We start from the raw sequence: 26,166 nt of genomic DNA on the forward strand, positions 1-26,166 counted from the left end.
CAGCTGCCCCGTAGGAAGCGAGTTCGATCGAGTGGCCAGTGGAAACCACCGAGGCACCGGCATCTTTCGCCGGTCGATCTCGAGACGGCTCTCCCCAGAGTTCAAAGAGGAACTCGATGGGCTACCAGGAGTTGCCAACCTCAAGCGAGTCGGCGAGCGGCCGCGTATTGGCAACTATCTCGCCGACCTCTGGGACAGACGTCTGTTCATCTACGTTGGGGCTCGTGGCGAAGCCAGTACCAGCCACTCGCGTGATCGTTTGGGGCTCCTGTGGCTGATTATCCGCCCCCTTCTCGATGCCGTTTTTTACTATGTGATTTTCGCCTTGTTGCTTAAGGTCGATCGCGGCATGGACAACTTCATCGCCTGGCTGCTGGTTGGGCTGTTCATGTTCCAGTTCACGCAGCGTTCGATGACCGCCGGCGTCACATTGATCCGCAGCTCAAAGTCCATGATCCGTGCGTTTGCGTTCCCACGAGCGTCGTTGGCATTCGCGAACGTCACGCGAGAGCTCTTACTAGCTGTCCCCTCCTTCGTGACAATGCTGCTGCTGATCGCGTTGATTCCACCCCACGCTTGGCCGACTGGACTTATGTTCTTGATGGTGCCCATGCTCGCGGTTCAGCTGCTGCTGAATTTAGGGCTGGTCTTGTTCTTGGCCCGATTAGGTGCGATGCTGCCCGACTTCGCGAGGCTCATGTCGTTCATTCAGCGGGTGCTGTTCTATGGATCAGGCGTCATCATTCCCATCACACGATTCGATATGCCACAGTGGGTTGAGGCGGTAATCACCAGCAACCCGCTGTTCGTGATGCTCGAGATGTATCGCTCAATTCTCGTCTACGGTGAAGCGCCGCCAGCCGGAGACTGGTTGCACTTTTTGGCCTGGGCTGTCGGTGCTTTCCTGGTCGGCTTTGTGGTCTTCTGGTGGGCAGAGGAGTCATACGGTCGTGAATAAGAACAACATCGGTGTGCAACGAGGGTCTTCGAAGAACTTCATCGAAGTGGCGGCGCAGAGTCAGCCACCAGAACTCGAACGCGAAGCTTGGAGCCTTGCTGGTGAACCAAAGGTCACCCTTGCAGCTGAAGACGTGCGACTTCGCTACACCATATACGCAGATTCACCCGGCCGTTCGTTCATCCGAGGCCGTCGAAAGCGGCAGTCGGTTCCGGCCGTCCGTGGCGTATCTCTCATCGTGCGCGAAGGCGAGATGGTCGGTCTTGTGGGCCTTAACGGCTCGGGCAAGAGCTCGCTGCTTCGCGTGTTGGCCGGGTCGGAGCCCGCGACGTCGGGCTACGTGTTTGCCAGCTCACAACCGCAGCTGCTTGGCGTCAGTGCGGCCCTCGTGCCGGATCTCTCTGGCCTCGACAACATCTGGCTCGGAACCCTTGCGATGGGCATGGATCCCGATCAGGCGCACGACGCAAAAGATAAGATCATCGAATTAGCGGATATCGGACACGCGATTCGCCAGCCTATGCGTACATATTCATCGGGAATGGCCGCCCGTTTGCGCTTCGCGATTTCGGTAGCCGCACAGCCGGAGATTCTGATGATCGACGAAGCCCTTGCAACGGGCGACGCCGCATTTCACAAGCGCTCTGAAGACGCCATGCACGAACTCCTTGATCGATCCGGCACGGTGTTCCTCGTCAGCCACGCTGCCAAGACCATCGAAGATCTCTGCACGCGAGCTATCTGGCTGCACAAGGGCGCGGTGGTTGCCGACGGGCCCGCGACCGAAGTCGCTCGCCTCTACCGATTCTTCGCCCACGCCCTTGCTAACGACAACAAAGAGGGCGCTGATAAAGCGCTTCTTCGAGCACGTGACGAACACCCACCAACAACCTTCCAGTCAAGAGGGAGCACACGATGACTACGCAGCCAAAAATCATGACCATTTACGGCACCCGGCCAGAGGCCATCAAAGTGGCAGCCGTTATCAAGGCCTTCGAAGCCGACGAACGATTCGAGTCGATTCCCGTCATCACCGGTCAGCACCGCGAGATGCTTGATCAGGTCAACACCATGTTCGGCATCACGCCGGTCGAAGACCTCAACATCATGCGCCCCGGCCAGAGCCTCAACGGCATCGTCTCGCGCGCTATCACCGGCCTTGACGAGCTGCTCGAAAAGCACCAGCCCGACGTCGTGATCGTTCAGGGTGACACCTCGACTGCCATGGCAGGCGGCCTCGCCGCCTTCAACCGCGGGATCAAGGTCGTGCACCTCGAAGCTGGGCTCCGCACTGGCAACATCGATTCGCCGTTCCCTGAAGAAGCCAACCGCCGCCTCATCTCGCCGATCGCTCGCCTGCACCTCGCGCCCACCTCGGCATCGCGCGACAATTTGCTGCGCGAGGGCATCGACCCCGAGACGATCGCCGTTGCTGGCAACACCGTGATCGACGCGCTGCTTGAAGCGATCACCTGGCAGACACAGCTCAGCGACGAGCGCATTCAGGCTGCCGTCGACGCGAACAAGCCCATCATTCTGTTCACGACTCACCGCCGAGAGAACCTTGGCGGCGCCATGGAGAACATCGGACGAGCCATCGCAAGGCTCGCCACGAAGTACACCGAGCACACCATCGTGCTGCCCGCACACCGCAACCCCGCCGTTCGCGAAGCCGTGCTGCCCCAGATCGAAGGCTTCGAGAACGTCATCGTGACCGAACCGCTCGCCTACGCAGAGTTCACAGCACTCATGAACGCCGCGACGCTCGTCGTCACCGACTCTGGAGGCGTGCAAGAGGAGGCGCCGAGCCTCGGCAAGCCCGTGCTTGTCATGCGTGAGAACACCGAACGCCCCGAGGCGATTACAGCCGGCACCGTCAAGCTCATCGGCACCGACGAAGACCGCATCTTCTCTGAAGTTGAGTTGTTGCTCGATCACCCGGCGGCCTACGAAGCTATGGCTAACGCCACGAACCCTTACGGCGACGGTCACGCTGCCGAACGAACGGTTGCGGCAGTTGCCCAGCTGCTTGGTATCGGCGAGCGGATCGCCGACTTCGAGCCAGAGGCGTAGGGCTTACGTCGGTGCGAACGTTAGCGTTCGCACCCGGCGACGATCTCTTCTATGAGATCGAGATAGCGACTAGCGAGCGTGTCGTAGTTGGCGTGCTCGCTGGCCCACTCAACTGCGCTCGAAGAGACTTTGAGTAGGCCCGGCCTGTTTGCGAGTTCGCGCCAGAAGCTCGCGAGCTGGTCTGCGTTGCCGGGCTCGATGACTTCGCCTCCCCGAGCGCTGCGCAACACAGATGCCGCTTCACCGGCTAGAAGGCCTGTGATGTGACGACCTGTCGCAAGGGCTTCATAGAGCTTTGACGGCACCGTCCACTCGAACGGTTCCCAGTCACGCAACGACACGATAAGGGAGTCAGCCCATGCGTAGTGCTCGTGTACCTCGTTCGGCTCGACTTGATCGCGAATCTCAACCGGCCATCCGAGTGCCTTGTTGAGCTGCCGAAGACGCGGTTTGTCTGCCCCGTGTCCGACGAACCGCACCTCGATCGGCACTCCCTGAGCCTTGAGCTTGGCCGCTGCTTCGATGACGGTGTGCAGCCCCTGGCTGCGCCCCATGTTGCCCATGTAGAGCAGGTGCAGGCGGTCATTGCCCGTGCGCTCACCGATGTTGCCATACCGCTCGATGTTTGTGCCATTGCGGATGACGACGGGGCTCGACACCCCACGCTCGCCCAGCACTTCAGCGAATCTCTGGGTCGTGGTTACGACCTGGGCAGAATGCAGCTGCCAATCTGTGATGCGCTCGTGGATAATCTTCTTCACCCACTTCTTCGGACCACCACCAGAAAGGCCAGCGGTATGGGTGACGAGGTCGGGCCACGCATCTCGCATTTCAACAATGAGCGGTGCTCCAAAGGCTTTCGCAATCCGTCTGCCGGCGATGAGCGAGGGGATGCCTGGTGCCGTAGCGATCACAACCTCGGGCGGGCCGAACTGCTTCGCGGCACGCTTGGCAACACCAAGGCTGTCGTACGCGGCGACAAGATGATCGCTGGTGCGTGACACGATGTCAGCGCGGTGCTGCAGGTACTTTGTGCGAAACACGTTTGCGCCGTATTCCTCAATGGCCGAGCTGCCAGGCTTGTACTGTTGCTTCAGCCCGTCTTTCACTCGCCCTTGAGGGTAATGGGGCGGCGGAGCGACGACCGTCACCTGGTGTCCGTGGTCGATGAAGCGCTCAGCAAATGCAGCCCAGCGTCTGGTGGGCGCCGAGTTCTCAGGAGCAAAGTAGTGCGTCACGAGAAGGATGTGCATGTCAGGCATACCTCCTTGCGATCGCTTGAAAATCAGACATTGACGTGCTCTGTGAGCGTTGCGTAGGCCACCACCCGACTGTTCGCCAGCATCTCGGCATCGGTCTGCTGCCATGTGTGGCCCTCGCCGTGCCGTAACTGCACGAAGTTGAATCTGTCTGCAGAATAGATGCGACCTCCGACATCAGTGACGCCGTGCAGCAGCGCGGTGTCTTCACCGATGGTGCGAGCTTCGAAGGGAACCTGCTCGAACACCTCGCGCGGGCCAACGAGCGTGGGGCCCGCGACGAAATCGGTGAAGCGGTGTTCGCGTTCCTCGTGAGCGAGGGCAGTCGCGCCGCTCGCCTCGAGTCGCACGTAGCGTGCCTGTTTGCCGACGATCTGCGCATCTGAATAATCGAGCGCGAAGAGCGCGTCAGAGAGGTAGTGGTCACCGTAGAAGTCGTCGTCATCGATCTTCGCGATTACTTCACCGTCGGCAGCCGCGATCAACCGGTTGAGGTTTTCGCCGAGCGATGAGTGGCGGGTAGCGTGCAGCACCTCTATGTCGAGGCCAGCTTCAGCTGCCAGCGCGCGCACTCGGCCGAGGTCGGCGTCGAATCCGTGTGTCAGCAGCTTGAGCTGTACATCGACGTCGCGCTGTCGGGCAATGGTCTGAATGATGCCCTCCACGAGGTGAGGGCGGATGGTCGGTGCGACCGCCGTCACCGTCTTGCGGCGCTGGGGGCTGAACCGTGCATCCGTGGCCCGCATCACCTGTTCGGCTCGGTGTGTGAACGTGTGGTTCTGCCAAATGTGACGCTGTGCCAAATGCACTGTGCGGTCACGAAGCTCCGGCGACTTCACAAGAGCCCGCATCACATGCTCAGCTTCATCGGGGCCGGTGACGGTCTGCACGAGACCCTCGCCAAACCAGTGGTCGATGGCAGGGCTGGGGGCTGAGACCACGGGGGTTCCTGAGGCAAGGATCTCGAACACACGGCGAGCAAGCATGGTGGGGGAGTCGGTGACCGAATTCACATTCAGCATTACCTTGTGCAGGCGGTAGCCGGTGAGCATCTGCCGGTACTCGAGCGAACCGCGCACGTGCTCGTCAAGTGGTTTCGGGAATCTGTACTTCTCATCAGCCTGAAAGCGCGAATAGATGTCGAACTCGATGTCGCGGCGCTGGCTGACTCGGGCGGCGGCGCCGAGCAGTAGATCCATCTGCTCACGCCGCCCAGGAAACTTGTGGCTGAAGTATGTGCCGCCGAAGCCGATGTCACGCACCTGGTGCATGCCGGCGATGCGAATCGGATTGTGCATGGCGGGCTGTGCCCCGAAGCCGAGCACGTCGACATTGTCGTGGCCGAGAGCCAGACGGTAGTCGTCGACCTTGTTCTGATCGGTTGTGAACACGTGATCGAACAACTTGGCCGTGGTGAGGAAGTCGTCGAAGTGCGGAGGGTCTTCTTTGTTCCAGAAGACGGTAGGGATGCCGTGCTCACGGCAGGCAGCGACGAGGGCCTGCAGCTCGTCGCTAGGGGCTTTGGATCCTGTCAGCTGGTACTTCCAGGCACCGTGCGAGCCGGCCCAGGCTGATTCTACGAACAGCAGCTGCAGCTGGTCGACCCGGTCACGCCAGTTTGATGGCTTCAGCTCGACAGTGTCGAACTCGTAACTCCAGGCGTCGGCGCTGAACACGTCCATGACGATGCCTACGCGTAGCGCGAATGTGGGGTTCGTGGCCTCGGGGACTGGCCATTCGGGAACATGCTTACCCTCAAACGTGCCGCCCGAGCGCATGCGAATGCGAAAATCGACCGGTTCCGCCCTGCGGCGCTGGCGCCAGTCGCGCAGTTGAGACAGGCCACCCTTGCGGAGATGCCAGATCGCGGTGCGAATTGCGCGCAATCTCGCGGCGGCCTGCTGCTGTGGTGCCATAAGAGAAACTTAGCAACTGCATGGGGTGCACCCGCCGCCGTAATGCGATATCTGTTCAGAAATCGTTATCTCACGGGTTTCATTCTTGGCCGCCGAGAAGAGTGTGACCACGAATTGCGAGGCGCAGTGACAGCTGCTTGTCGGGATGCACGAAGTTGTTGCCGACCAGTCTGTTGATCTTCTCGATGCGACTCGCTACAGCTTGCGCAACAGCACCGAATGCACGGTGTGGTCACTCGCCTTGCGCAGCACGAGGTCTGCGCGCGAGCGCGTCGGCAGGATGTTCTCTTTGAGGTTCGGCAGGTTTGTCGCCTTCCAGATGGTGAGGGCGAGATCTGTGGCGGCTTCGTCATCGAGGCTTGCGAACCGGTGAAAGTACGAGTTCGGATCGGTGAATGCGCCGCGTTTGAGCTTCAGAAAACGGTCGACATACCAATCGGTGATCGATTGTGAACTCGCATCGACGTAGACGCTGAAATCGAACAGATCACTGACAGCCATGTGGGCGTTCGATGGAGGTGCCTGCAGCACGTTGAGTCCCTCAACTACCAGGATGTCAGGCTGCTCTACGACGACCTCGGCGTCTTCGACGATGTCGTAGGTCAGGTGCGAGTAGACAGGAGCCGTCACCCGCTCTTCGCCTGCTTTGATGCGTGACACGAAGTTGAGCAGCGCGCGGCGGTCGTACGACTCCGGAAAACCCTTGCGCGCCATGATGCCGCGACGTTCGAGTTCGGCATTCGGATAGAGAAAACCATCGGTCGTCACGAGGTCGACCCGTGGCGAGTTTGACCAACGGCTCAGCAAGCTCTGCAGCAGGCGGGCCGTTGTCGACTTGCCGACGGCAACCGATCCGGCGACGCCGATGATGAACGGCACCTTCTTCGCACCCTGCTGTCCGAGGAAGGCCATGGTGTCGTTGTGCAGGCGCTTGTATGCCTCGTGATACAGCGAGATGAGGCGCGATACCGGCAGATAGACCTCGGCAACCTCGCGCAATTCGAGCGAATCCCCGAGGCCTCGAAGGGCGTGCACCTCGAGCTCGGTCAAGGGCATGGCTGTGTTGGGCGCCAGCCTGGCCCATTCGGCCCGGTCGACTTCGACAAAGGGAGTGCTGTGGTGTTGGGACATCAAATAGCGAGCCTAGTGCGACATCGCCTCATCTCGGCAGTACGATTAACGGCATGTGTGGAATTGTGGGATACGTCGGCGAGGCCGATACGACGCAAGTGCTGCTCGAGGGCCTGGCAAGGCTTGAGTACCGCGGTTACGACTCAGCGGGAATTGCAGTGGTAGCTGCCGACGGCATCGCGTCGCGCAAACGAGGCGGCAAGCTGAAGGTGCTGCGCTCGAGCCTCGAAGATTCACCGCTGCCAGATTCGAGCGCAGGCATCGGACACACCCGCTGGGCGACGCACGGTGGCCCCACCGACGAGAACGCGCATCCGCATCTCGGCGACGACGGCAAGCTCGCACTGATCCACAACGGCATCATCGAGAACTTCAGCGCACTGCGCGAAGAGCTCGCAGCTGACGGGGTGACCTTCCTGAGTGAGACCGACTCCGAGGCAGCTGCACTGCTGCTCGGCCGCTACGTGCGCGAGACTGGCGACCTGACGAAGGCGATGCAGCAGCTCGTGCAGCGACTTGAAGGTCAGTTCACGCTGCTCGCAACGCACGTCGACCACCCCGGCGTGGTGGTCGGTGCTTGCCACAATTCTCCGCTGCTCATCGGCTTCGGCGAAGGCGAGAACTTCCTCGGCTCCGACGTCAGCGCTTTCGTCAAGTACACGAAGAAGGCAGAGGCCCTCGGCAACGACCAGATCGTGACGATTCGCGCATCCGACATCAACGTGACCGACTTCAACGGCAAGCCTGTCACCGACAACAAGAAGTTCGAGATCACGTGGGATGCTGCAGAGGCTGAGAAGGGCGGCTGGCCGTCGTTCATGGCCAAGGAGATCTCAGAGGGTCCCGAAGCGATCCGCAACACGCTTCGTGCCCGCATCGAAGACGGCGTCATCGCACTCGGTGAGAACGAGACGCTCACGGATGAGCAGCTCAAGAACCTCGACCGCATCATCATTGTCGCCTGCGGTACAGCGTCGTACTCGGCTATGGCCGGTGAGTACGCGATTGAAGAATGGGCCCGGGTCCCTGTCGAGGTCGAACTCGCCCACGAGTTCCGTTACTCGAACCCTGTGCTGACCGAAAACACACTGGTGATCTCCATCTCGCAGTCCGGCGAGACGATGGACACCAAGATGGCCGTGCAGTACGCAGCAGAGCATGGGGCTCACACGCTTGCAATCTGTAACACGCAAGGCTCGACGATTCCGCGCGAGTCTGACGCAGTGCTCTATATTCACGCAGGCCCAGAGGTGGCTGTGGCTTCGACGAAGGCGTTCCTCGCCCAGGTCGTGGGGCAGCTGTTGTTCGGACTGCACCTCGCTCGTGTTCGAGGCACCATGACCGACGATGAAATCCGTACGGTCACTGCTGATCTTGAGGCGTTGCCAGAACAGCTCGCTTTCACGCTCGAGAACGCCGACGACGTGCGCGAACTCGCACACTGGATGAGCGACACCCGCTCGGTGCTGTTTCTCGGCCGCAACGTCGGCTACCCCGTCGCACTCGAGGGTGCACTCAAGCTCAAGGAGATCAGCTACATCCATGCAGAGGGCTTCGCAGGCGGCGAGCTCAAGCACGGCCCGATCGCGCTGATCGAACCCGGCCAGGTCGTGTTCGTCGTCGTGCCGAGCCCCCGCACACAGCCCACAATGCACTCGAAGCTGATCTCGAACATTCAAGAGATTCGCGCTCGAGGTGCCCGCGTCATCGCGGTGGCCGAAGAGGGTGACGCCGCCGTGTTGCCGTATGCCGACATCGTGTTGCGAGTCGGTACTACGCATCCAATGCTCTCCGCAGTGCTCTCGGTGGTGCCGTTGCACCTGTTCGCACTCGAGCTCGCATCGGCCAAGGGCCTCGACGTAGACCAGCCCCGCAACCTCGCAAAGAGCGTCACGGTCGAGTAGTGATCGTCGCAGTCGGGCTCGATATCGCCGACCTCGCACGGTTCGAGCGAGCGATGGCCGCTACCCCGCGCCTGGCTCCGAGGCTGTTTCGGCTCAGTGAGCTCGAGCTTGAGGGCCGGCAGCGGTCGCTCCGCTCGCTCGCAGGACGATTCGCCGCGAAAGAGGCCGTGTTCAAGGCACTCGGCGGACAGACGAATCGCTGGCACGACGTCGAGATCGTGAGCGCCGCATCCGGCGAACCGAGTGTGACTCTGCACGACGAGGCGCTCGAACTTGCCGAGGCGCGTGGCGCATCGCGGTGGCACGTCTCGATCACTCACGACGGCGGCCTCGCGGCGGCGGTGGCAGTGCTGGAGTCGGCCTGATGGCACACATCGAAACCGACACACAGGCGATCAGCGACAACGTCGCAGCCCTGCGCGAGCGCACGGGCAAAGACATCATCGTCGTTGTCAAGGCAAATGCCTATGGGCACGGCGCCGAATTCGCATCGGCAGCGGCAGTCGCTGGCGAAGCAGTCGCGCTCGCGACAGCCGACATCGCTGAGGTCATCGCTGTTCGCAAGCTGGGCTGCAGCGTTCCACTGATGGCATGGCTGCACTCGTCCGCCCCGAAGTTCGTCGACGCTCATGAGCACGACATCCAGGTCGTCATTTCGAGCGTCCAGCGACTTGATCATGTCGCAGCAGCCCACGTTCCGGACCGGCCGTTCGATGTGCACCTGAAGTTCGACACCGGGCTCGGACGCAACGGCATTCCACAGGCGGACTGGCGAGTCGCGATCGAACGCGCCGACGCGCTGCAGCGTCGTGGGCGCATCCGTGTCGTCGGATTGATGTCGCACCTCGCCGGAACGAGCGAAGCCGCAGACCGTCAGCAAGCCGAGCTCTTCGAGACCTTGGTCGCGAAGGCTGCATATCTCGGCGCTGAGCGCACGCACCTCTCGGCGTCGAACGGTGCACTCACCCTGAGCTCGGGCAATGCGGTGCGCATCGGAATCGCCGCATACGGGTTGCATCCTGAAGGGCACGACGCCGACGGCGCGATGGCCCGTGAGCTCGGGCTGCGACCAGCACTGCGGCTGCTCGCTCGTGCTGAGAACGGCGTCGTCGACGTGGGCTTCCGCGACGGGCTGCTTCCAGCGCCCGGTGCTTGGATGCTCGTCGACGGAGAACGCGTCAGCATCATCAGCCAGGATGCGCGCTCGACAACGCTCGAACGCCCAGTGACCGGCCAGGCAGTGGTGATCGGTGACCCCGCTCGCGGTGAGCCGGGGGCCGGAGCCTGGGCGGAACAGGCAGGCACCATCAACTACGAGATTGTCACTCGACTTGCACCAGGGCTTGAGCGGAGGCCCGTATGACGTCCACGCACCCGCGGCGAAACGCACAGGTTGATTTCGAGACCGGCCGCATCACGTCGTTGGTCGGCGAACTCGTGTCTGTGAAACCGGTTCCCGCTGGCCAGGCCGTCTCGTACGGCGGCGAGTACGTGACTGACTGCGACACCGTGCTGGGGCTGGTGGGCATGGGCTATGCCGATGGCATTCCGCGCTCGGCTACAGGTGCTTCGGTCATGATCGGCTGCGACGTATTCACCATTTGCGGTCGCGTCGCCATGGATCAAGTCGTGGTTGACCTTGGCCCAGAATCCGCAGTGCCAGCCGGCTCGCAAGTGGAGTTCTGGGGTGAACGGATGCCCGTCGCAACATTGGCAGAGAAAGCCGGTGTTCCAGAGGTGGCATTGACAAGCTACGTCGGCCCTCGTGTCGAAGCCGAGATCGTGGCTCGAATCGAGACGAGCGAGGACATGGAAGCCCTCGGCACCCGCTTCGCGAGCGAGCTGCGAGCAGGCGACGCCGTCGTGCTCAAGGGCGAGCTCGGAGCCGGCAAGACCACATTCACGCGCGGGCTCGGAGCAGCCCTCGGCGCTCGCGGCACCGTGCAGTCGCCCACGTTCGTGATCGCCAGAACCCACCAGACCGACAGCGCGCCGCTGCTGCACGTCGACGCCTACCGGCTCGGCGAGGAGGGGCTCATCGGCGACCTCGACCTCGACCTCGCCGGCTCGATCACCGTCGCGGAGTGGGGCGCACCCCTGACCCACGCGATGCCGCACTGGTTCGACGTGAGCATCGAGCGCGCATCCGGCGCATCTGCCGACCCGCTCGACGACGAGGCAGACGACCCTCGCACCGTGCGCATCCGTGCAGGCGGCTCGCTGCCCGTGCAGAGGCTGCTGCGACTGACAGACGGAGGCAACTCGTGATCCTTGCAATCGACACCTCACTCGGCACCTCGTTCGCGCTCATCGACGGCGACGAGACCGTGATCGACTACCGCGGCACCGACTCGCGCAGCCACGCTGAGACGCTGGGGCCGCTCATCGCGCAGGCCATGCAGCACCGCGACCGCATCGAGCAGGTCGTCGTCGGCATGGGCCCGGGCGCCTTCACGGGGCTTCGCGTCGGCATCGCGGCGGGGGAGTCGATCGCAACCGGCCTCGGCGTCGAGCGCGTCAAGGTCTGCAGCCACGATGCAGCAGGGCTGGCGGCAGCTGAACGCACCCTCGTCACGAGCGACGTGCGCCGCGGCGAGCGGGCATGGAGCCTCTACGAAGCCGGTCGCCGCATCGAGGGGCCGAGCCTGGCGAAGGCGGATGCGGTCCCGACGCCCGCAGACGCAGTGCGGGTCGACATCGACTCGGTGGATGCCGTCTCGCTCGCCCGCAACGCGGCCCGGAGCGAACAGGTTTCGGCCGCCTTGTATTTGCGACCGGCTGATGCCATGGTTCCAGGAGCACCCAAACGGGTGTCTGTGTGAAAGAAATGGCAGTGTTATGAACGACAGCGCTGTGAATCTCAGGCAGGCCTCCGTCGACGATCTCGACGCGATCATGCAGCTTGAGACCGCGACATTCCCGTCGGATGCGTGGAACCGCGAGACGATGCAGCGAGAGCTGCGCTCGCGAGTGAATCGATATTACGTGCTCGAGCGTGACGACACCCCCGTCGCATACGGCGGCATCCGCGTGGTCGCCTGCGATGCCGACGTGCAGACCATCGCGGTCGCCGACGGCAGCCGCGGCCAGGGGCTCGGCCGCGCGCTCATGGAGCACCTCATGCAGGCCGCCCGCGACGAGGGTGCGCTGCAGATGTTCCTCGAGGTGCGCGCTGACAACCCGAATGCGATCGCCCTGTACGAATCGCTCGACTTCGAGCAGATCGACGTGCGCCACGGCTATTACCAGCCCGACGGCATCGACGCGATCGTGATGATGAAAGAGCCCGTGTGAACGAAACCGCAACGACCGCGCCGCTCGTGCTCGGCATCGAGACCAGCTGTGACGAGACCGGCGTCGGCATCGTGCGCGGCTCGCAGCTGCTGGCCAACACCGTCGCATCGAGCATGGATGAACACGCGCGTTTCGGCGGCGTCGTGCCCGAGATCGCGGCGAGGGCCCACCTCGAGGCGATGCAGCCGACGATTCTGGCAGCGTGCGACGAGGCTGGCGTGACGCTTGCCGACATCGACGCTGTCGCGGTCACGGCGGGCCCGGGCTTGGCCGGCGCGCTCATGGTCGGCGTCGGCGCAGCCAAGGGGTTGGCCGCCTCGCTCGGTGTGCCGCTCTATGGCGTGAACCACCTCGTGGGGCACGTGGCAGCGGATGCGCTCGATGCGGCGAGCATTGAGCTCCCGACCGTGGCGCTGCTCGTCTCAGGCGGTCACACCTCGCTGCTGCACGTGCGCGACCTGACAGAAGACGTCGAGCTCCTCGGCGAGACGATCGATGATGCAGCAGGCGAAGCCTTCGACAAGGTCGCGCGCCTGCTCGGCCTTGCATACCCTGGCGGCCCCGCGATCGACCGTGCCGCTGTCGATGGCGACCCTGACGCCATCCGCTTTCCGCGTGGCCTCACGCTGCCCAAGTACCGCGAGAAGCACCGCTTCGACTTCTCGTTCTCGGGCCTCAAGACCTCGGTCGCCCGCTGGGTCGAGCGAGAGCAGGCGGCCGGTCGCGAGATTCCGCTCGCCGATGTCGCCGCAAGCTTCAGAGAGGCCGTCGTCGACGTGCTGCTCACGAAGGCCCTCGACGCCTGCGAGCACACCGGCACGCGCAGGCTGCTGCTGGGTGGCGGCGTCGTCGCGAACGCCCGGCTGCGCGAAGTCGCGGCGAAGCGATGCGCGGATGCGGGGGTCGAGCTGCGCATTCCGCCGCTGGCATTGTGCACCGACAACGGTGCGATGATCGCCGGGCTCGGATCCCTCGCGATCGCAGCGGGATACGAGCCGAGCCCTGCCGACTTCGGAGCAGATTCGACGCTGGATGTGCGTCAAGCCGTTGTGCAGGCGTCGCATGACAGGATGGAAGCATGACTTCGTACTCGGCGCCCGCCCCGATGGGGCCACCTCCGACGGCGAACAGCTGGCGTCCGCCGGCACTCGACCGTGCGCCGGCGCATCGCGGCTACGAGTCGAAGCCCACGAATCTGATGGCCATCCTCTCGCTGATGGCAGCCGCCTCGGCCTGGGTGCTGACCGGCCCGCTCGGCACGATTGCGGCCGTCGTGCTCGGATTCGTCGCTCTCAAGCAGATCAAGCAGCGCGACGAGGGCGGGCGTGAGCTCGTCATCATGGCGCTGGTCGCGGCGGGCGTCTCGGTCGTGCTCGGGACCCTGCTGCTCATCAGCGGCATCGCGATGCTCTCGTCGCTCTGACCGCAGGCGTTTCGCGGCCGTCTCACGGCATCCGTTCAAGAGATTTACAGGTTGACTCTGCATGCGCCCAGATAGAGTTGACGGAGCATACGTGCAGGAGGAGATCATGAGCGACCAATTCAACCGACCCCAGCAGCCGAACCCCTACGGCCAGCCTGAGCAGTCGAACCAGCAGAACCCCTACGCACCGCAGGGTCAGCCCTCGGCGTCGCAGCCTGACGCCGCAGGCCAGTCGGCTCAGCAGAACCCCTACGCATCGCAGCAGGGCCAGAACCCGTACGGCTCGGCCGCTTCGGCGCCGTCGGCCGCTGCCAGCGCACCCGCAGCCTCGAATCCGTACTCCCAGCAGGGCAGCTACGGCCAGCAGGCTGCCCAGAACTCGCAGGCGCAGAACCCCTACGGTCAGCAGGCACCTGGTCAGTCGGCTCCGGGTCAGCAGGCCCCTGGCCAGTCGGCACCCAACCCGTACGGCCAGCAGAGCGCTCCGAACCCCTACGGCCAGCAGCAGAGCAGCCCGAACCCCTACGGTCAGCAGGCACCGGGCCAGCAGGCACCCGGTCAGCAGGCACCGGGCCAGGCTCCTGCCGCAAACCCCTACGCTCAGCAGTCGCAGAGCGCACCTGCTGCCAACCCGTATGCGCAGCAGTCGCAGAGCGCACCCACGGCGAACCCGTACGGCCAGCAGTCGCAGCCCGGCTACGCAGCGGGCGGCTACACCTCAGGCGGGTACGGCGACCAGTCGCAGAACCCCTACGGCCAGCAGCAGGACGCAGGCCAGGCCTACAACTACAACCAGTACGGCGGCCAGACGACCGAGAAGAAGGGCTTCCACCCGCTCACGCTCTGGACGCTCATCCTCGCCGGCGTCGGCTTCCTGCTCAGCATCGCCAACGGATTCGGCCTGCTGCTCTCGATCGCCGCAGTCGTGACCGGTGTCATGGCCATGAAGAAGGCTCCCGAGAACAAGCCCTGGCCGCTCATCGGCATGCTGGTGGGTGCACTCGGCATCGTGCTTGCGCTGATCCTGATCATCATCTCGATCATGATCCTGGTCGCCTGACGACCCGAGCTTCTCCGCCTCACACGATTCGACGGGCGATCACCGCATGGTGGTCGCCCTCGATTCGTGTCAGCACCAGTGTCGCGCTGTTCGGCCCCTGCAGCTTCAGCCGCTTCCTGAAGTCGGCGGGCTCGATGCCGGTGCCGCGCTGCTTGATCTCGAGCGTGCCGATCTGCAGCTCGCGCATCCGCTTCGCAATCGCTTTGGCGTGCAGGGGCAGCACCTCCTGCACTTCGAACGAGGCGGCGAACGGATGCGCGACATGCGTCTCCGAAGTCAGGTACGCGATGCTCTCGCTCACCAGGCCGGCCCCCAGCTCGGCCGCCAGCACTGGCAGCAGGCCCGCACGGATCACGGTTCCGTGCGGTTCGTGCAGATACCGCCCGAGCGGGGCAGTCTCGACGCCCGCCGCATCGGCGGCCGAAGATCGCAGCTCGAACCTGCCGTCGCTTGTGCGCAGCAGTGCGCTGCGCAAGCCGGGCTCGCGCTCGGCGCCGCCCCAGTAGACGGCTGCCTCCAGGGTCTGCGTGCCCTCGCCGACCCACTGCCACTCGGCTTCGGCCGGCAGCACCTCGTGCGGCACGGCGGGCCCGAGCTTGACGCCCAGCAGATGGGTCTTGGCGAGCCCGAATGCGAAGTCGAGCGACGGCGACCAGTCTGCCGGCGTCATGCGGCGCTTCGAGCCGCTGCGGCGAGCGGGGTCGAGCCACACAGCATCTGCCGCCCCGACGTCGAACTGCTCGGCGTCTGCCGCGTGCACCCGCGCATCCGCGAAGCCGCTGAGGTTCTCTGCGGTCAGGGCTGCCGTCTCGGCATCGCGCTCGACCGCGTCGACGCGCAGGCCCGCTCGTGCGAAGGCGATCGAGTCGGCCCCTATGCCGCTGCCCAGGTCGGCGATGCTGCTGGCTCCTGCTGCGCGCATCCGCTCGGCGTGCTCCGCCGCAATCCAGCCGCGCGTGGCCTGCTCGTACCCGTCGCGGGTGAACAGCATCGAGTCGGCGCCGACGCCGAACTTCTGCCGGCCCTTGAGCTGCAGCTGCGCCTGCTGCAGGGCCGCGCGCACCTGCTCGGGGTCGTGCCCGTCGCGGCGTGCTCGGGTGTTGAAGGCGAGGGAGTCGTCACCGGCTTCGAGGGATGCGCGGGCGCTGTCGATCAGGGCGCGCAGGGATGCGTCGAATGCAGGGTGAGACACGCATTCATCCAAGCACAGGCGGTTCTTGGCACTCATATTGACCGAGTGCCAGCGGTTGACTACAGTTGGTTCTGGCACTCGAACCACTCGACTGCCAACAGGAACTTCAACAGAAAGAGGTAACCGTGTCGGTTTCCATCAAGCCGCTCGAGGACCGCATTGTCATCCGCCAGGTTGAGGCAGAGACGACCACCGCAAGCGGTCTCGTTATTCCTGACACTGCCAAGGAGAAGCCCCAGGAGGGCGAAGTCGTGGCAGTCGGCCCCGGCCGTGTCGACGACAACGGCAACCGCGTTCCGGTTGACGTGACCGCAGGCGACCGCGTGCTGTACTCGAAGTACGGAGGCACCGAAGTCAAGTTCGGCGCTGACGAGTACCTCGTGCTCTCGGCTCGCGACGTGCTCGCGATCGTCGTGCGCTAAGCTCGGCAACAGTTCTCGCAACGACGGCACCGTGCGGTGCCGTCGTTGCTGTTTCTGAAAGGAACGCGGTGGACTCCGAGTACCGCAAGGGCATGCTCTTCGCCCTGGGCTCATACCTGATCTGGGGCATGATGCCGCTCTACGTGGTGCTCATGATCAGCGTCAACCCGTTCGAGCTCGTCGGCTGGCGAGTGTTCGCGTCACTGCTCATCGCGGCGCTGCTGCTCACCTTCATGCGCGGCTGGAAGCGGCTTCGAGCGCTCTGGCACGACAAGCGCGCGCTTGCCTGGCTCGCCGCATCCGGCGTCGCGATCCTGATCAACTGGACGACCTTCGCCTACGCCGTGCTCTCTGAGCGGGTGCTCGACACGAGCCTCGGCTACTTCCTGCAGCCGCTCCTGTCTGTTGCGCTGGCCGTCGTCTTCCTGCGCGAGCGGATGCGCCCCCTCCAGTGGGTCGCCATCGGCATCATGGTCGTGGCTGTCGTCGTCATGATCGTCGGCTACGGCAGCGTGCCGATCATCGCCCTGCTGCTCGCCGGCTCGTTCGGCATCTACGGTCTGCTCAAGAAGCAGGCCGGCAAGCGCGTGGATGCGCTGGTCGGCTTCACGGTCGAGACCGCCGCGACGATTCCCTTCTCGATCGGCATGATCGTCGTCGTCGCGATGACCGGCGGACTCACGATCACCGAGGGCCCGGCGTACGTGCCGTGGCTCGTGCTCGGGTTCGGCGTCGTGACCGCGGGCCCGCTCGTGATGTTCGCGTCCGCGGCGCGCAGGCTGCCGCTCTCCGTGCTGAGCATCATGCAGTACATCGCGCCGATCATGAGCTTCCTGTTCGGGGTGTTCCTGCTGGGCGAGCCGATGCCGCTCGAGCGGCTGGCCGCCTTCGCGCTGGTGTGGGTGGCTCTGATCGTGTTCACGGTCGACACCCTGATCTACGCCGGCAAGTCGCGTCGCGCAGCTCGGGCAGCACGCGTCGAACCGCTGATCTAGAGCGCCAGACGCGCCAAACCTGCGGTTTGCAGGCGTCTGACGGCATTCGCAACAAGACTGTTACCAAATTCGGCTCAATTGCGCGCGCCGCTTTCGTATAGTGATTGATCAAGCGGCGGACGGTATCTGTACCGCCCACTCAATGAGGAGTGTCTATGAATGCACTGAAGACCAGATCGCGCAACACCCGTCGTGCACTGATGCTGGGGTCCGCAAGCGCGGCCGCTGCACTCGTGCTCGCTGGCTGTTCATCGTCGGGCGGCGACGGAGGAGATGACGGCGACGGCGGCGACGGAGACGGCGCATCCGGCGACGAGCTGAAGATCAGCACGATCCTGCCCCAGACCGGAAACCTGTCGTTCCTCGGCCCGCCCGAGTTCGCAGGCGTCGAGCTGGCTGTTGCCGAGCTCGAAGAAGCCGGCTACGAGTACGACATCTCGCTGTCGCACCACGACTCGGGCGACACCACGACCGACATCGCAACGCAGTCGGCAGACGCAGTCGTCCAGGAAGGCGCAAGCGTCGTCATCGGCGCGGCCTCGTCGGGCAGCTCGTTCACCTTCATCGACAAGATGATCGACGCCAACATCGTGATGATCTCGCCGGCCAACACCGCGCCTGACTTCACCGACTACGACGACAACGACGTCTACTGGCGCACCGCACCGTCTGATGTGCTGCAGGGCCGCGTGCTCGGCAACCTGATGACGGGCAACGGCGCAGCCAACGTCGCGTTCCTCGTCGTGAACGACCCGTACGGAACCGGTCTCGCTGAGAACGCCCGCATCGCGGTCGAGTCGGCAGGCGGCAGCGTCGTGGCAGAAGAGCTGTTCAACCCGGGTGAGACGAACTTCGCAACGCAGGTGAGCTCGATCATGGGTCAGAACCCTGACGCGATCGCTCTGATCACCTTCGACGAGGTCAACCTCGCAGTGCCCGCGCTGTCGGATGCTGGTGTCACCGGCGACATGATGTACTTCGTCGACGGCAACCTGTCGAACACGTTCGACTTCCCTGAGGGAACCCTCGAGGGCGCACTGGGCACCCAGCCCGGCGCCATCGCAGAGGGCGACTTCAAGGATCGTCTGCTCGAGCAGGACCCCGAGCTCGTCGACTTCAACTACGCAGCTGAGTCCTACGACGCAGTCGTGCTGGCGGCTCTTGCAGCAGCGCAGGGCGGCGGCACGGATGCCGACACCATCAAGGCCAACATGCAGTCGGTCTCTGAGGGCGGCACGAAGTGCACGACGATCCAGGAATGCCTTGATCTGCTCGCAGACGGCGAAGACATCGACTATGACGGTGTCTCCGGCCCGATCGAGTTCAACGAGCAGGGTGACCCGACGTCGGCATACATCGGCGTCTACGAATTCGGTGCTGACAACCGCTACGAGTTCGTCCGCGCTGAAGAGGGCACCATCTAGGAGCCACGCAACAGCAACGCAGGGGCCCGGACAGCGAACTGTCCGGGCCCTTCGCTGTGCCCTTGGTGTTGTGCCTCGATGCGGTGGGGCGCTGCTTTTCTCGGTCGCTGAGGGGTTCCGAATCAACTATTGACGCGGATGTGCTGAGCGACCGAGAAAGCCAGACGGCTCTGTGGCTCCCGGGCGCAAGCGAGAGGCCCGCAGTCCCATTGCGGGACTGCGGGCCTCCTATCGCCTCAGGACGAGCTGTCAGGCTTGTCTTCGGGTGAGGGGGTGCCGTGTGCATCCGAGGCCCGCTTGGGCTCGGGCAGCGTCGGCTCGGCAGGAGCGACCTCAGGAGCCGCCTCGGGAGCAGCCGCAGCGGGCTGCTCCTCGTTGTGCGCCTTCTCCTCGACGTCGGTCGCGAGCGTGCCGAGGTAGAGCTCGATGACCTTGGGGTCATTGAGCATCGACCGGCCTGAGCCCGTGTAGGCGTCCTTGCCCTGATCGAGCACATACGCGCGGTGCGAGATCTGCAGGCAGCGGCGCGCGTTCTGCTCGACCATCACGATGGTCACGCCCTGCTTGTTGATCTCGGCCACGCGCAGGAACGCCTCGTCCTGCCTGACGGGGGAGAGGCCAGCGCTGGGCTCATCGAGCAGCAGCACGGCGGGATCCATCATCAGCGCACGGCCCATGGCGACCATCTGGCGCTCACCGCCCGAGAGCCCGCCGGCTCGCTGCTTGCGGCGCTTGGCGAGCTCCGGAAACAGGTCGGCGACGAACTCGAAGCGCTCGTTGAACAGCGACGGCTTCTGAAAGGCGCCCATCCGCAGATTGTCTTCGATCGAGAGCGACGGAAAGACGTTGTTGTTCTGCGGCACCATGCCCACGCCCTTCTCGACCAGCTTGTCGGCGCCGAGGCCGGTGATGTTGTCGCCGTGAAGCTTGACCTCACCCTCGCGAACATTAACCTGCCCGAACACGGCCTTGAGCAGCGTCGACTTGCCGGCGCCGTTGGGGCCGATGATGCCGATGAGCTCGCCCTGGTCGGCATGGATCGAGCATCCGTTCAGGATGTTCACGCCGGGCAGGTACCCGGCGTGCACCTCGTTGAGCTCGAGCACTCGTTGTGCGGTCATGACTGCTCCTTGTCGGTGGCTGCTTCTGTGTCAGCATCGGCACGCTCTTCTGCGAGCTCTGCCTGCAGCGCCTCTTCCATCTCGATCTGGCCCGTGATCGAGCCGAGGTCGGTGTCGTGGTGCGACCCGAGGTAGGCGTCGACCACTGCCTGGTTCTTCATGATGTCTTCGGGCACGTCTTCAGCGACGACCTTGCCCTCCGCCATCACGACGACCCAGTCAGAGATGTGGCGCACCATGTGCATGTCGTGCTCGACGAAGAGCACGGTCATGCCGTCTTCCTTGAGCCCGAGCACGTGATCGAGCAGCGACTGCGTCAGCGCCGGGTTGACGCCTGCCATCGGCTCGTCGAGCATGACGAGCTGCGGGTCGCTCATCAGGGCTCGTGCCATCTCGAGCAGCTTGCGCTGGCCTCCCGAGAGCGACGCGGCGTAGTCGTCCTTCTTGGCGTCGAGCTTGAACCTGGCGAGCAGCTCGAGAGCTTTCTCGCGATTCGCGTTCTCCTGTTCGCGCCAGATGCCCGGGATGAAGGACGCCCAGAACCGCTCGCCCTTCTGATCGGATGCGCCCAGCAGCACGTTCTCGAGCACCGTGAGGCGGCCGAGGCTCTTCGTCAGCTGGAAGGTGCGAACCATGCCGCTCCTCGCAGCCTTGAACGAGGGGATGCCCGCCAGGTTGGTGCCGTCGAACGACCACGTGCCGGTGTTCGGCTTGTCGAATCCTGTCAGCAGGTTGAACAGGGTCGTCTTGCCGGCACCGTTGGGGCCGATGAGCGCTGTGATGGCGTTGCGCGGGATCTCGAGGTGATCGACGTCGACAGCCTTGAGGCCGCCGAACTGTCGGGTGACCCCATCCGCCACGATGATCGGATCCTTCTTGGCAACTCCCGGGCCATTGGTGCCCGAGATGAGATCGGCGGCTGTGACCTTAGACATTGAACGACAGCTCCTTCTTGTTGCCGAATATTCCCTGTGGCCTGAATACCACCAGCACCATCAGTGCGATGCCGACGAACACGAACGACAGCTGAGCGGCCTGTGTTGACGAGAGGCCGAAGAAGAAGCCGTACTCGTGGGCCACTCCGATGATCGATCGCACGCCGTTCAGCAGCGCCCAGAACAGGATTGCTCCGATGACGGGCCCGAACACGGTTGCTGCTCCTCCGAGCAGCAGCGCGGTCCAGAGGTAGAACGTCGTCGGAGTCGCGAAGAAGTCGGGCTGCAGCGCTCTCGGCAGGATGTACATGATTCCGCCGAGCCCGCCGAGCACACCGCCCAGCACGAGCACCTGCATCTTGTAGCTGAAGACGTTCTTGCCGAGCGAGCGCACGGCGTCCTCGTCTTCACGGATGCCCTTCACGACACGGCCCCACGGGCTGCGGAACAGCGCCCACACCAGGACGACGGCAACCGCAACGAGCGACCAGCCGATGATGCGGACCCACGTGTCGTAGGCGCCTGCCTCGAACACCCAGAACCCGTACTGACCGCTGGGGAGCGGGTTGATCTCCTGGATGTCGGTCTTGATCGACGCTCCGGTCATGCCCTGCGAGCCACCCGTGATCGGGGTGAGCTCGGTGGTGCGAACAGAGAATCTCACGATCTCTGCAGCGGCGATCGTGACGATTGCCAGGTAGTCGCCGCGGAGCTTCAGCGTCGGGAGTCCGAGGATGAACGCGTAGATGGATGCGGCAATGATGCCGACGACGATCGCCGACAGGAACGACGCGATCGGGTGCCAGCCCCAGTTCTCGGTTGGTGCGACCACTGCGGTCCAGATCGAGAAGCCGTAGGCTCCCATCGCCATGAAGCCGGCCTGACCGAAGTTCAGGAGGCCGCCATAGCCGAAGTGGACGCCCAGGCCGATCGCGGCCAGCGCGAATGCTGCGCTGCTCGAGTCGACGAAGGCGGAGAAGAATGCGTTGAGGATTTCCATGTCAGCCGACCCTTTCCTTGCGACCGAGAATGCCCTGCGGGCGGAACAGCAGCACCAGAATCAAAATGCCGAGGGCCACTGCGTATCGGATGTCCGCAGGAAGCCAGAGTGTCGAGATCTCAGTCACGAGACCGATGAAGAGCGCACCGACCAGAGCGCCGAACGCGCTGCCGAGGCCACCGAGCGTGACGGCTGCGAACAGCAGCAGCATGATCGAGAACCCGGTGTCCCAGCGGATCGCTCCACCGATGAAGTACGTGTAGAGGAGCCCGGCGAGACCCGTCAGGAATCCGGCAACGATCCACACTGTGCGGATGACGCTGTCGACGTTGATTCCTGACGCGGAGGCCAGCGACGCGTTGTCGCTGACTGCGCGAGTCGCCTTGCCCATCCGTGTCCTTGTCAGGAAGTACGCGACTCCTGCCAGCACGATCACGGAGATGCCGGCAGCGATGAGCACCGACGTCGAGATGTTCGCAGGGCCGATTGCGATGGCAGCGCCTCGGTTGATGCTGAGCTGCTGTGTTCCGCCTCCGATGAGGAACTGGAAGAAGTAGCGCAGCGCAATCGAGAGGCCGATCGTGACGATCAGCAGCTGCACCATGCCGACCCTTCGCTTTCGCAGGGGTTTGAACAGGGCGAAGTCATGCAGCCATCCGAATACGGTGCAGGCGACCAGCGTTATCGCGATCGCCGCAACGATCGGGAGGCTGAACAGCGTTGTGGTCGCGTAGAACACGATGCCGCCGAAGGTGAGCAGCTCGCCGTGCGCGAAGTTGCTGACGCCGGTGGTGCCGTAGATGAGCGTGATGCCGATCGCGCCGAGTGCCAGCAGCAGGCCGAAGAAGAGGCCGTTGATGGCACGCTGCGTGAGCGCCGCCATGAATCCCTGGCCGCGAGGCTGCTCTGCAGCCGTCTCGGTTTCGCTGTCGTCGCCTGTCGGCGTCTCAGAGCCTGTCTCGCTCTCGCCCGGATCCGTCGTCGGCTGCGCAGACGGCGGGTCGCCGAAGGCGAACAGAACGCCCTGCTGAGCAGTCGTTGCGATCTCGAACTCCCGCGACTCGTGAGCCGGGTCACGAAGCGTGATGCCGTCAGGAAGCGAGTCGACGTTGAGCGTCACCGTGTAGGTGCCCGGGGTCGGAACCCCGACGCTCCACTCGCCGCTCTCGTCCGTCGTGCCCGTTCCGGAGAAGCCGGACTCGTCAGTGACGGTGACCTCGACTCCGACGATGGGCTCGCGATCGGAGTCGCGCATCGAGCCTTGGAATGAGTATGGGCTCTCTTCCTCTTCGGTCTGCTGGATGGACGCGACGGTCTTGCCGTCGTGATCGGTCGCGGCAGTGGCTGTGGCCATGCCGAGGCCGAGGGTGAGGAGCAGCGCCAGCAGCAGCGCTCCGCCCCATTGGATTGCGTTCCGCACAAGCGGAGCGGGCCCTGCTGTGTTCACTTGTCCTCCGTATCTGTAGCTTCATTGCTCGTGACTACGGTGATTGCAGGCCAGGGCTAGTGGCTGAGTTTCACTTGGGTATTGACACTACACAGCCTCCAGCGAACAGATGCGAGGTTTTGGTTACAAATCGATACCATTGAGCAATGACGATGCGCGACCCGTTCGAGTTCACTGGCCTCACCTACGACGACGTCATGCTGCTCCCCGGTCATACTGACGTCATCCCGTCAGAGGCAGACACGGCAACGCAGCTGACTCGCAACATCCGCCTGCAGATTCCCATCATCTCCAGCGCCATGGACACCGTCACCGAGCACCGCATGGCAATCGCCATGGCCCGTGCCGGTGGTCTCGGCATCCTCCACCGCAACCTCTCGATCGAAGACCAGGCGTACATGGTCGACCGCGTCAAGCGCACCGAGTCGGGCATGATCACCGACCCAGTCACGACACGCCCAGACGCGACCGTGGCCGACGTCGACCGCATCTGCGGCGAGTACCGCGTCTCGGGGCTGCCCGTGACCGACGACAACGGCGTGCTCGTCGGCATCATCACCAACCGCGACATGCGCTTCGTCGAGCGCGAAGACTACGAGACCACGCTCGTCCGCGACGTCATGACGCCCGCTCCGCTCACGACCGCGCCCAAGGGCTCGACGCGCGAAGTGGCCTTCGAGATCTTCCGTCGCTCCAAGCTCGAGAAGCTGCCGCTCGTCGACGGCGAAGGAAAGCTCACCGGGCTCATCACCCTGCGCGACTTCGACAAGGTCGAGCAGCACCCCGACGCCACGAAAGACGCCCAGGGCCGTCTGCGCGTCGGCGCGGCGATCGGCTTCTTCGGCGACGCGTTCGAGCGTGCCGAGCGCCTGGCAGAGTCAGGTGTCGACGTCATCGTCGTAGACACCGCAAACGGCCAGAGCCAGGGCGAGATCGACATCGTCAAGCGCATCAAGGCCGACAGCGGCTTCAAGGGCATCGACGTCATCGGCGGCAACATCGCAACCTACGAGGGCGCGGCGGCACTGGTCGATGCAGGCGTCGACGCCGTCAAGGTAGGCGTGGGCCCCGGCTCGATCTGCACGACGCGCATCGTCTCCGGCGTCGGCGTTCCGCAGGTCACGGCCGTGCACGAGGCAGCCAAAGCAGCATACGACTCGGGTGTTCCGGTCATCGCCGACGGCGGCCTGCAGTACTCGGGCGACATCGCCAAGGCGCTCGTCGCCGGCGCTTCGACCGTCATGCTCGGCTCGCTGCTCGCAGGCACCGACGAGTCGCCCGGCGACCTCATCTTCGTCGGCGGCAAGCAGTACAAGACCTACCGCGGCATGGGCTCCCTCGGTGCGATGCAGACCCGTGGCAAGACGACCTCGTACTCACGCGACCGCTACTTCCAGGCAGACGTCGCAGTCGACGACCAGCTCATCGCTGAGGGCATCGAGGGCAAGGTCGCCTACAAGGGCAACGCAGCCACGGTGCTGTACCAGCTCACGGGCGGCCTCCGTCAGTCGATGTTCTACACCGGCGCGGCGACGATCGACGAGCTCAAGGCCAAGGGGCGCTTCGTGCAGATGACCGCGGCAGGCCTCAAGGAGTCGCACCCGCACGACGTGCAGATGGTCGTCGAAGCTCCTAACTACCGAGGTCGCTAGGGTTCGTCACGCGGATGCGCGAGCGTCCGTTCGCGCAGAAGTCAGAGCAGCCGTCAGGTCGCCGAATCGCAAGTGGCCGAGATCCTGTTCGACCTTCGGGTGCAGCACGCCGCGGGCGACGAGCACGTTGACGGCCTGAGCACGATCCGTCAGGATCTCCTGCTGTCGGGCAGGCGGAAGCTGTGCGAACTGTGCGTTCGCCGCTGCATACCGCTGCGCCAGGTGCTGCTGCAGCTGCCGTGACTGAGCCTGTTCGGCATCGTCATTCGAGGGGTGACGGCGTCGCTTGTGCACCTGGTACAGCACGATGTTGACGACCCCCGCAATGAGAACTCCAATGTGCGCTGCGAGTGGAACCGCGAATCCGTCGAACCCCTCATTGCTGATCACGGTGATGTAGAGAATGCTGACAGCCGAGATGGCCATCATGATCAGGCTCATCACCGAGGTTTCGAGACGCGCGTTCTTCGAGATGGTGCGTGCGATGGCGTTGCCTGCAAGCAGCACGAGGCCGAGCATCGACATGATCGTGGCGAGCACGATGCGAGTGTCGACATTGCTGTAGCCGACGGTGTCGATCTCGAACCGCTTGCCGCCGCCGCCCCAGTAGCTGATCGAGTCGCCGAAGAAGGTCTGGGGGCTGAGCATGAGCATGCCGAAGAGCAGCCCTGCACCGCCTATGCACGGCAGGATCCACTCTTCGAGCGCGTACGCGAATCCGCGGTTTGCACCGCGTTTGCGCTGACGCTGCGACTCTTCTGCAGATGCAGAGCTGGTGTAGCCCTTGAGCGTGTCGACGATTGCCAGGTCACGCTGCGCGGCGTAGACCTCAAGCTCGGTCGGGTCGGGTTCTGGCTCGCGGGCGGCCCAATCGGCTGCGGAGGCGTAAGTGAGCTTCATGATGTGCCATTGTGCGCCCTCGATCTCAGCATTGCCTGAACACCTGGGTGGTGTTCGCTG

The 26,166-nt window shown here is 64.0% G+C and carries 24 protein-coding genes and 1 pseudogene; 16 read left to right on the forward strand and 9 right to left on the reverse strand.

Annotated elements, in window-relative coordinates; genetic code table 11:
- The first annotated feature begins 31 nt into the window (after positions 1-31).
- Genes CZ674_RS03810 through wecB form a run of 3 tightly spaced genes read left to right on the forward strand, consistent with a single transcriptional unit; the run spans position 32 to position 3,031 of the window.
- Entirely contained in the window at positions 32-958 is a 927-nt protein-coding gene (locus tag CZ674_RS03810) for an ABC transporter permease (protein WP_086991202.1), read from the forward strand.
- A complete protein-coding gene (locus CZ674_RS03815; protein WP_234988409.1) occupies positions 951-1,877 on the forward strand; it encodes an ABC transporter ATP-binding protein in 927 nt (308 codons plus the stop codon). The genes CZ674_RS03810 and CZ674_RS03815 overlap by 8 nt, the downstream gene beginning before the upstream one ends.
- A gap of 17 nt (positions 1,878-1,894) precedes the next feature.
- Positions 1,895-3,031 carry a non-hydrolyzing UDP-N-acetylglucosamine 2-epimerase gene (gene wecB, locus CZ674_RS03820; RefSeq protein ID WP_327078611.1) on the forward strand — a complete coding sequence of 379 codons (1,137 nt, stop codon included), beginning with the start codon at positions 1,895-1,897 and terminating at the stop codon, positions 3,029-3,031.
- 20 nt (positions 3,032-3,051) lie between these two features.
- On the opposite strand, the gene CZ674_RS03825 is transcribed toward wecB, so the two are convergent.
- The 3 genes from CZ674_RS03825 to coaA form a co-directional block, all read right to left on the reverse strand.
- Positions 3,052-4,293 (reverse strand): glycosyltransferase family 4 protein, encoded by a 1,242-nt coding sequence (locus tag CZ674_RS03825; protein WP_234988410.1) that lies wholly within the window; start codon positions 4,291-4,293, stop codon positions 3,052-3,054.
- 23 nt (positions 4,294-4,316) lie between these two features.
- Positions 4,317-6,206 carry a glycosyltransferase family protein gene (locus tag CZ674_RS03830; RefSeq protein WP_086991204.1) on the reverse strand — a complete coding sequence of 630 codons (1,890 nt, stop codon included), beginning with the start codon at positions 6,204-6,206 and terminating at the stop codon, positions 4,317-4,319.
- 195 nt (positions 6,207-6,401) lie between these two features.
- Positions 6,402-7,337 (reverse strand): type I pantothenate kinase, encoded by a 936-nt coding sequence (coaA, locus tag CZ674_RS03835; RefSeq protein ID WP_086991205.1) that lies wholly within the window; start codon positions 7,335-7,337, stop codon positions 6,402-6,404.
- 53 nt (positions 7,338-7,390) lie between these two features.
- On the opposite strand from coaA, the gene glmS reads away from it, so the two are divergent.
- The 9 genes from glmS (at position 7,391) to CZ674_RS14240 (ending at position 15,018) form a co-directional block, all read left to right on the forward strand.
- Complete coding sequence (glmS, locus tag CZ674_RS03840; RefSeq protein WP_086991206.1) at positions 7,391-9,241, forward strand: glutamine--fructose-6-phosphate transaminase (isomerizing); 1,851 nt, start codon at positions 7,391-7,393, stop codon at positions 9,239-9,241.
- Positions 9,241-9,606 (forward strand): holo-ACP synthase, encoded by a 366-nt coding sequence (locus CZ674_RS03845; RefSeq protein ID WP_086991207.1) that lies wholly within the window; start codon positions 9,241-9,243, stop codon positions 9,604-9,606. Before glmS ends, CZ674_RS03845 begins: the two co-directional genes overlap by 1 nt.
- Positions 9,606-10,604, forward strand: coding sequence for an alanine racemase (locus CZ674_RS03850; protein WP_086991208.1), 999 nt, complete (start codon positions 9,606-9,608; stop codon positions 10,602-10,604). Before CZ674_RS03845 ends, CZ674_RS03850 begins: the two co-directional genes overlap by 1 nt.
- Positions 10,601-11,509: a tRNA (adenosine(37)-N6)-threonylcarbamoyltransferase complex ATPase subunit type 1 TsaE gene (gene tsaE / locus CZ674_RS14350; RefSeq protein WP_086991209.1), complete on the forward strand. Its 909-nt coding sequence runs from the start codon at positions 10,601-10,603 to the stop codon at positions 11,507-11,509. Before CZ674_RS03850 ends, tsaE begins: the two co-directional genes overlap by 4 nt.
- Positions 11,506-12,063, forward strand: a complete 558-nt coding sequence (gene tsaB, locus CZ674_RS03860) for a tRNA (adenosine(37)-N6)-threonylcarbamoyltransferase complex dimerization subunit type 1 TsaB (RefSeq protein WP_159456887.1) — start codon at positions 11,506-11,508, stop codon at positions 12,061-12,063. Before tsaE ends, tsaB begins: the two co-directional genes overlap by 4 nt.
- 16 nt (positions 12,064-12,079) lie before the next feature.
- Positions 12,080-12,535: a ribosomal protein S18-alanine N-acetyltransferase gene (rimI, locus tag CZ674_RS03865; protein ID WP_086991211.1), complete on the forward strand. Its 456-nt coding sequence runs from the start codon at positions 12,080-12,082 to the stop codon at positions 12,533-12,535.
- The gene (gene tsaD / locus CZ674_RS03870; RefSeq protein WP_086991212.1) at positions 12,532-13,617 is read left to right on the forward strand and encodes a tRNA (adenosine(37)-N6)-threonylcarbamoyltransferase complex transferase subunit TsaD; all 1,086 of its coding nucleotides are present in this window, start codon (positions 12,532-12,534) and stop codon (positions 13,615-13,617) included. The genes rimI and tsaD overlap by 4 nt, the downstream gene beginning before the upstream one ends.
- Positions 13,614-13,958 carry a DUF4190 domain-containing protein gene (locus CZ674_RS03875; RefSeq protein ID WP_086991213.1) on the forward strand — a complete coding sequence of 115 codons (345 nt, stop codon included), beginning with the start codon at positions 13,614-13,616 and terminating at the stop codon, positions 13,956-13,958. The genes tsaD and CZ674_RS03875 overlap by 4 nt, the downstream gene beginning before the upstream one ends.
- 106 nt (positions 13,959-14,064) lie before the next feature.
- Positions 14,065-15,018 (forward strand): hypothetical protein, encoded by a 954-nt coding sequence (locus CZ674_RS14240; protein WP_200810038.1) that lies wholly within the window; start codon positions 14,065-14,067, stop codon positions 15,016-15,018.
- 19 nt (positions 15,019-15,037) lie between these two features.
- Here CZ674_RS14240 and CZ674_RS03885 read toward each other — a convergent pair whose 3' ends face one another.
- Positions 15,038-16,210, reverse strand: coding sequence for a THUMP-like domain-containing protein (locus tag CZ674_RS03885; RefSeq protein WP_086991214.1), 1,173 nt, complete (start codon positions 16,208-16,210; stop codon positions 15,038-15,040).
- 125 nt (positions 16,211-16,335) lie between these two features.
- On the opposite strand from CZ674_RS03885, the gene groES reads away from it, so the two are divergent.
- The 3 genes from groES to CZ674_RS03900 all read left to right on the forward strand — a co-directional run bounded on the left by groES (position 16,336) and on the right by CZ674_RS03900 (position 19,051).
- The gene (gene groES / locus CZ674_RS03890; protein ID WP_086991215.1) at positions 16,336-16,632 is read left to right on the forward strand and encodes a co-chaperone GroES; all 297 of its coding nucleotides are present in this window, start codon (positions 16,336-16,338) and stop codon (positions 16,630-16,632) included.
- Between the two features lie 68 nt (positions 16,633-16,700).
- Positions 16,701-17,627 (forward strand): EamA family transporter RarD, encoded by a 927-nt coding sequence (rarD, locus tag CZ674_RS03895; RefSeq protein WP_086991216.1) that lies wholly within the window; start codon positions 16,701-16,703, stop codon positions 17,625-17,627.
- 155 nt (positions 17,628-17,782) lie between these two features.
- On the forward strand, positions 17,783-19,051 hold the full coding sequence (locus CZ674_RS03900; protein ID WP_086991217.1) for an ABC transporter substrate-binding protein: 1,269 nt from the start codon (positions 17,783-17,785) through the stop codon (positions 19,049-19,051).
- 392 nt (positions 19,052-19,443) lie between these two features.
- Here the strand turns inward: CZ674_RS03900 and CZ674_RS03905 are convergent.
- From CZ674_RS03905 to CZ674_RS03920, 4 genes and pseudogenes are all read right to left on the reverse strand, one after another.
- Positions 19,444-20,172, reverse strand: a pseudogene (locus CZ674_RS03905) (ABC transporter ATP-binding protein); the annotation flags it as partial.
- Positions 20,169-21,107: an ABC transporter ATP-binding protein gene (locus tag CZ674_RS03910; protein WP_086991219.1), complete on the reverse strand. Its 939-nt coding sequence runs from the start codon at positions 21,105-21,107 to the stop codon at positions 20,169-20,171. The pseudogene CZ674_RS03905 and the gene CZ674_RS03910, both read right to left, overlap by 4 nt.
- Positions 21,100-22,107, reverse strand: a complete 1,008-nt coding sequence (locus CZ674_RS03915; RefSeq protein WP_086991220.1) for a branched-chain amino acid ABC transporter permease — start codon at positions 22,105-22,107, stop codon at positions 21,100-21,102. The genes CZ674_RS03910 and CZ674_RS03915 overlap by 8 nt, the downstream gene beginning before the upstream one ends.
- Position 22,108: 1 nt before the next feature.
- Positions 22,109-23,554 carry a branched-chain amino acid ABC transporter permease gene (locus CZ674_RS03920; protein ID WP_234988411.1) on the reverse strand — a complete coding sequence of 482 codons (1,446 nt, stop codon included), beginning with the start codon at positions 23,552-23,554 and terminating at the stop codon, positions 22,109-22,111.
- A gap of 146 nt (positions 23,555-23,700) precedes the next feature.
- Between CZ674_RS03920 and guaB the strand changes: the two genes are divergently transcribed.
- Entirely contained in the window at positions 23,701-25,206 is a 1,506-nt protein-coding gene (gene guaB / locus CZ674_RS03925) for an IMP dehydrogenase (protein WP_086991221.1), read from the forward strand.
- A gap of 6 nt (positions 25,207-25,212) precedes the next feature.
- On the opposite strand, the gene CZ674_RS03930 is transcribed toward guaB, so the two are convergent.
- Positions 25,213-26,106 carry a hypothetical protein gene (locus tag CZ674_RS03930; protein WP_086991222.1) on the reverse strand — a complete coding sequence of 298 codons (894 nt, stop codon included), beginning with the start codon at positions 26,104-26,106 and terminating at the stop codon, positions 25,213-25,215.
- Between the last annotated feature and the right edge of the window lie 60 nt (positions 26,107-26,166).

Source organism: Agrococcus casei LMG 22410, from assembly GCF_900163565.1.
Classification (GTDB): domain Bacteria; phylum Actinomycetota; class Actinomycetes; order Actinomycetales; family Microbacteriaceae; genus Agrococcus; species Agrococcus casei.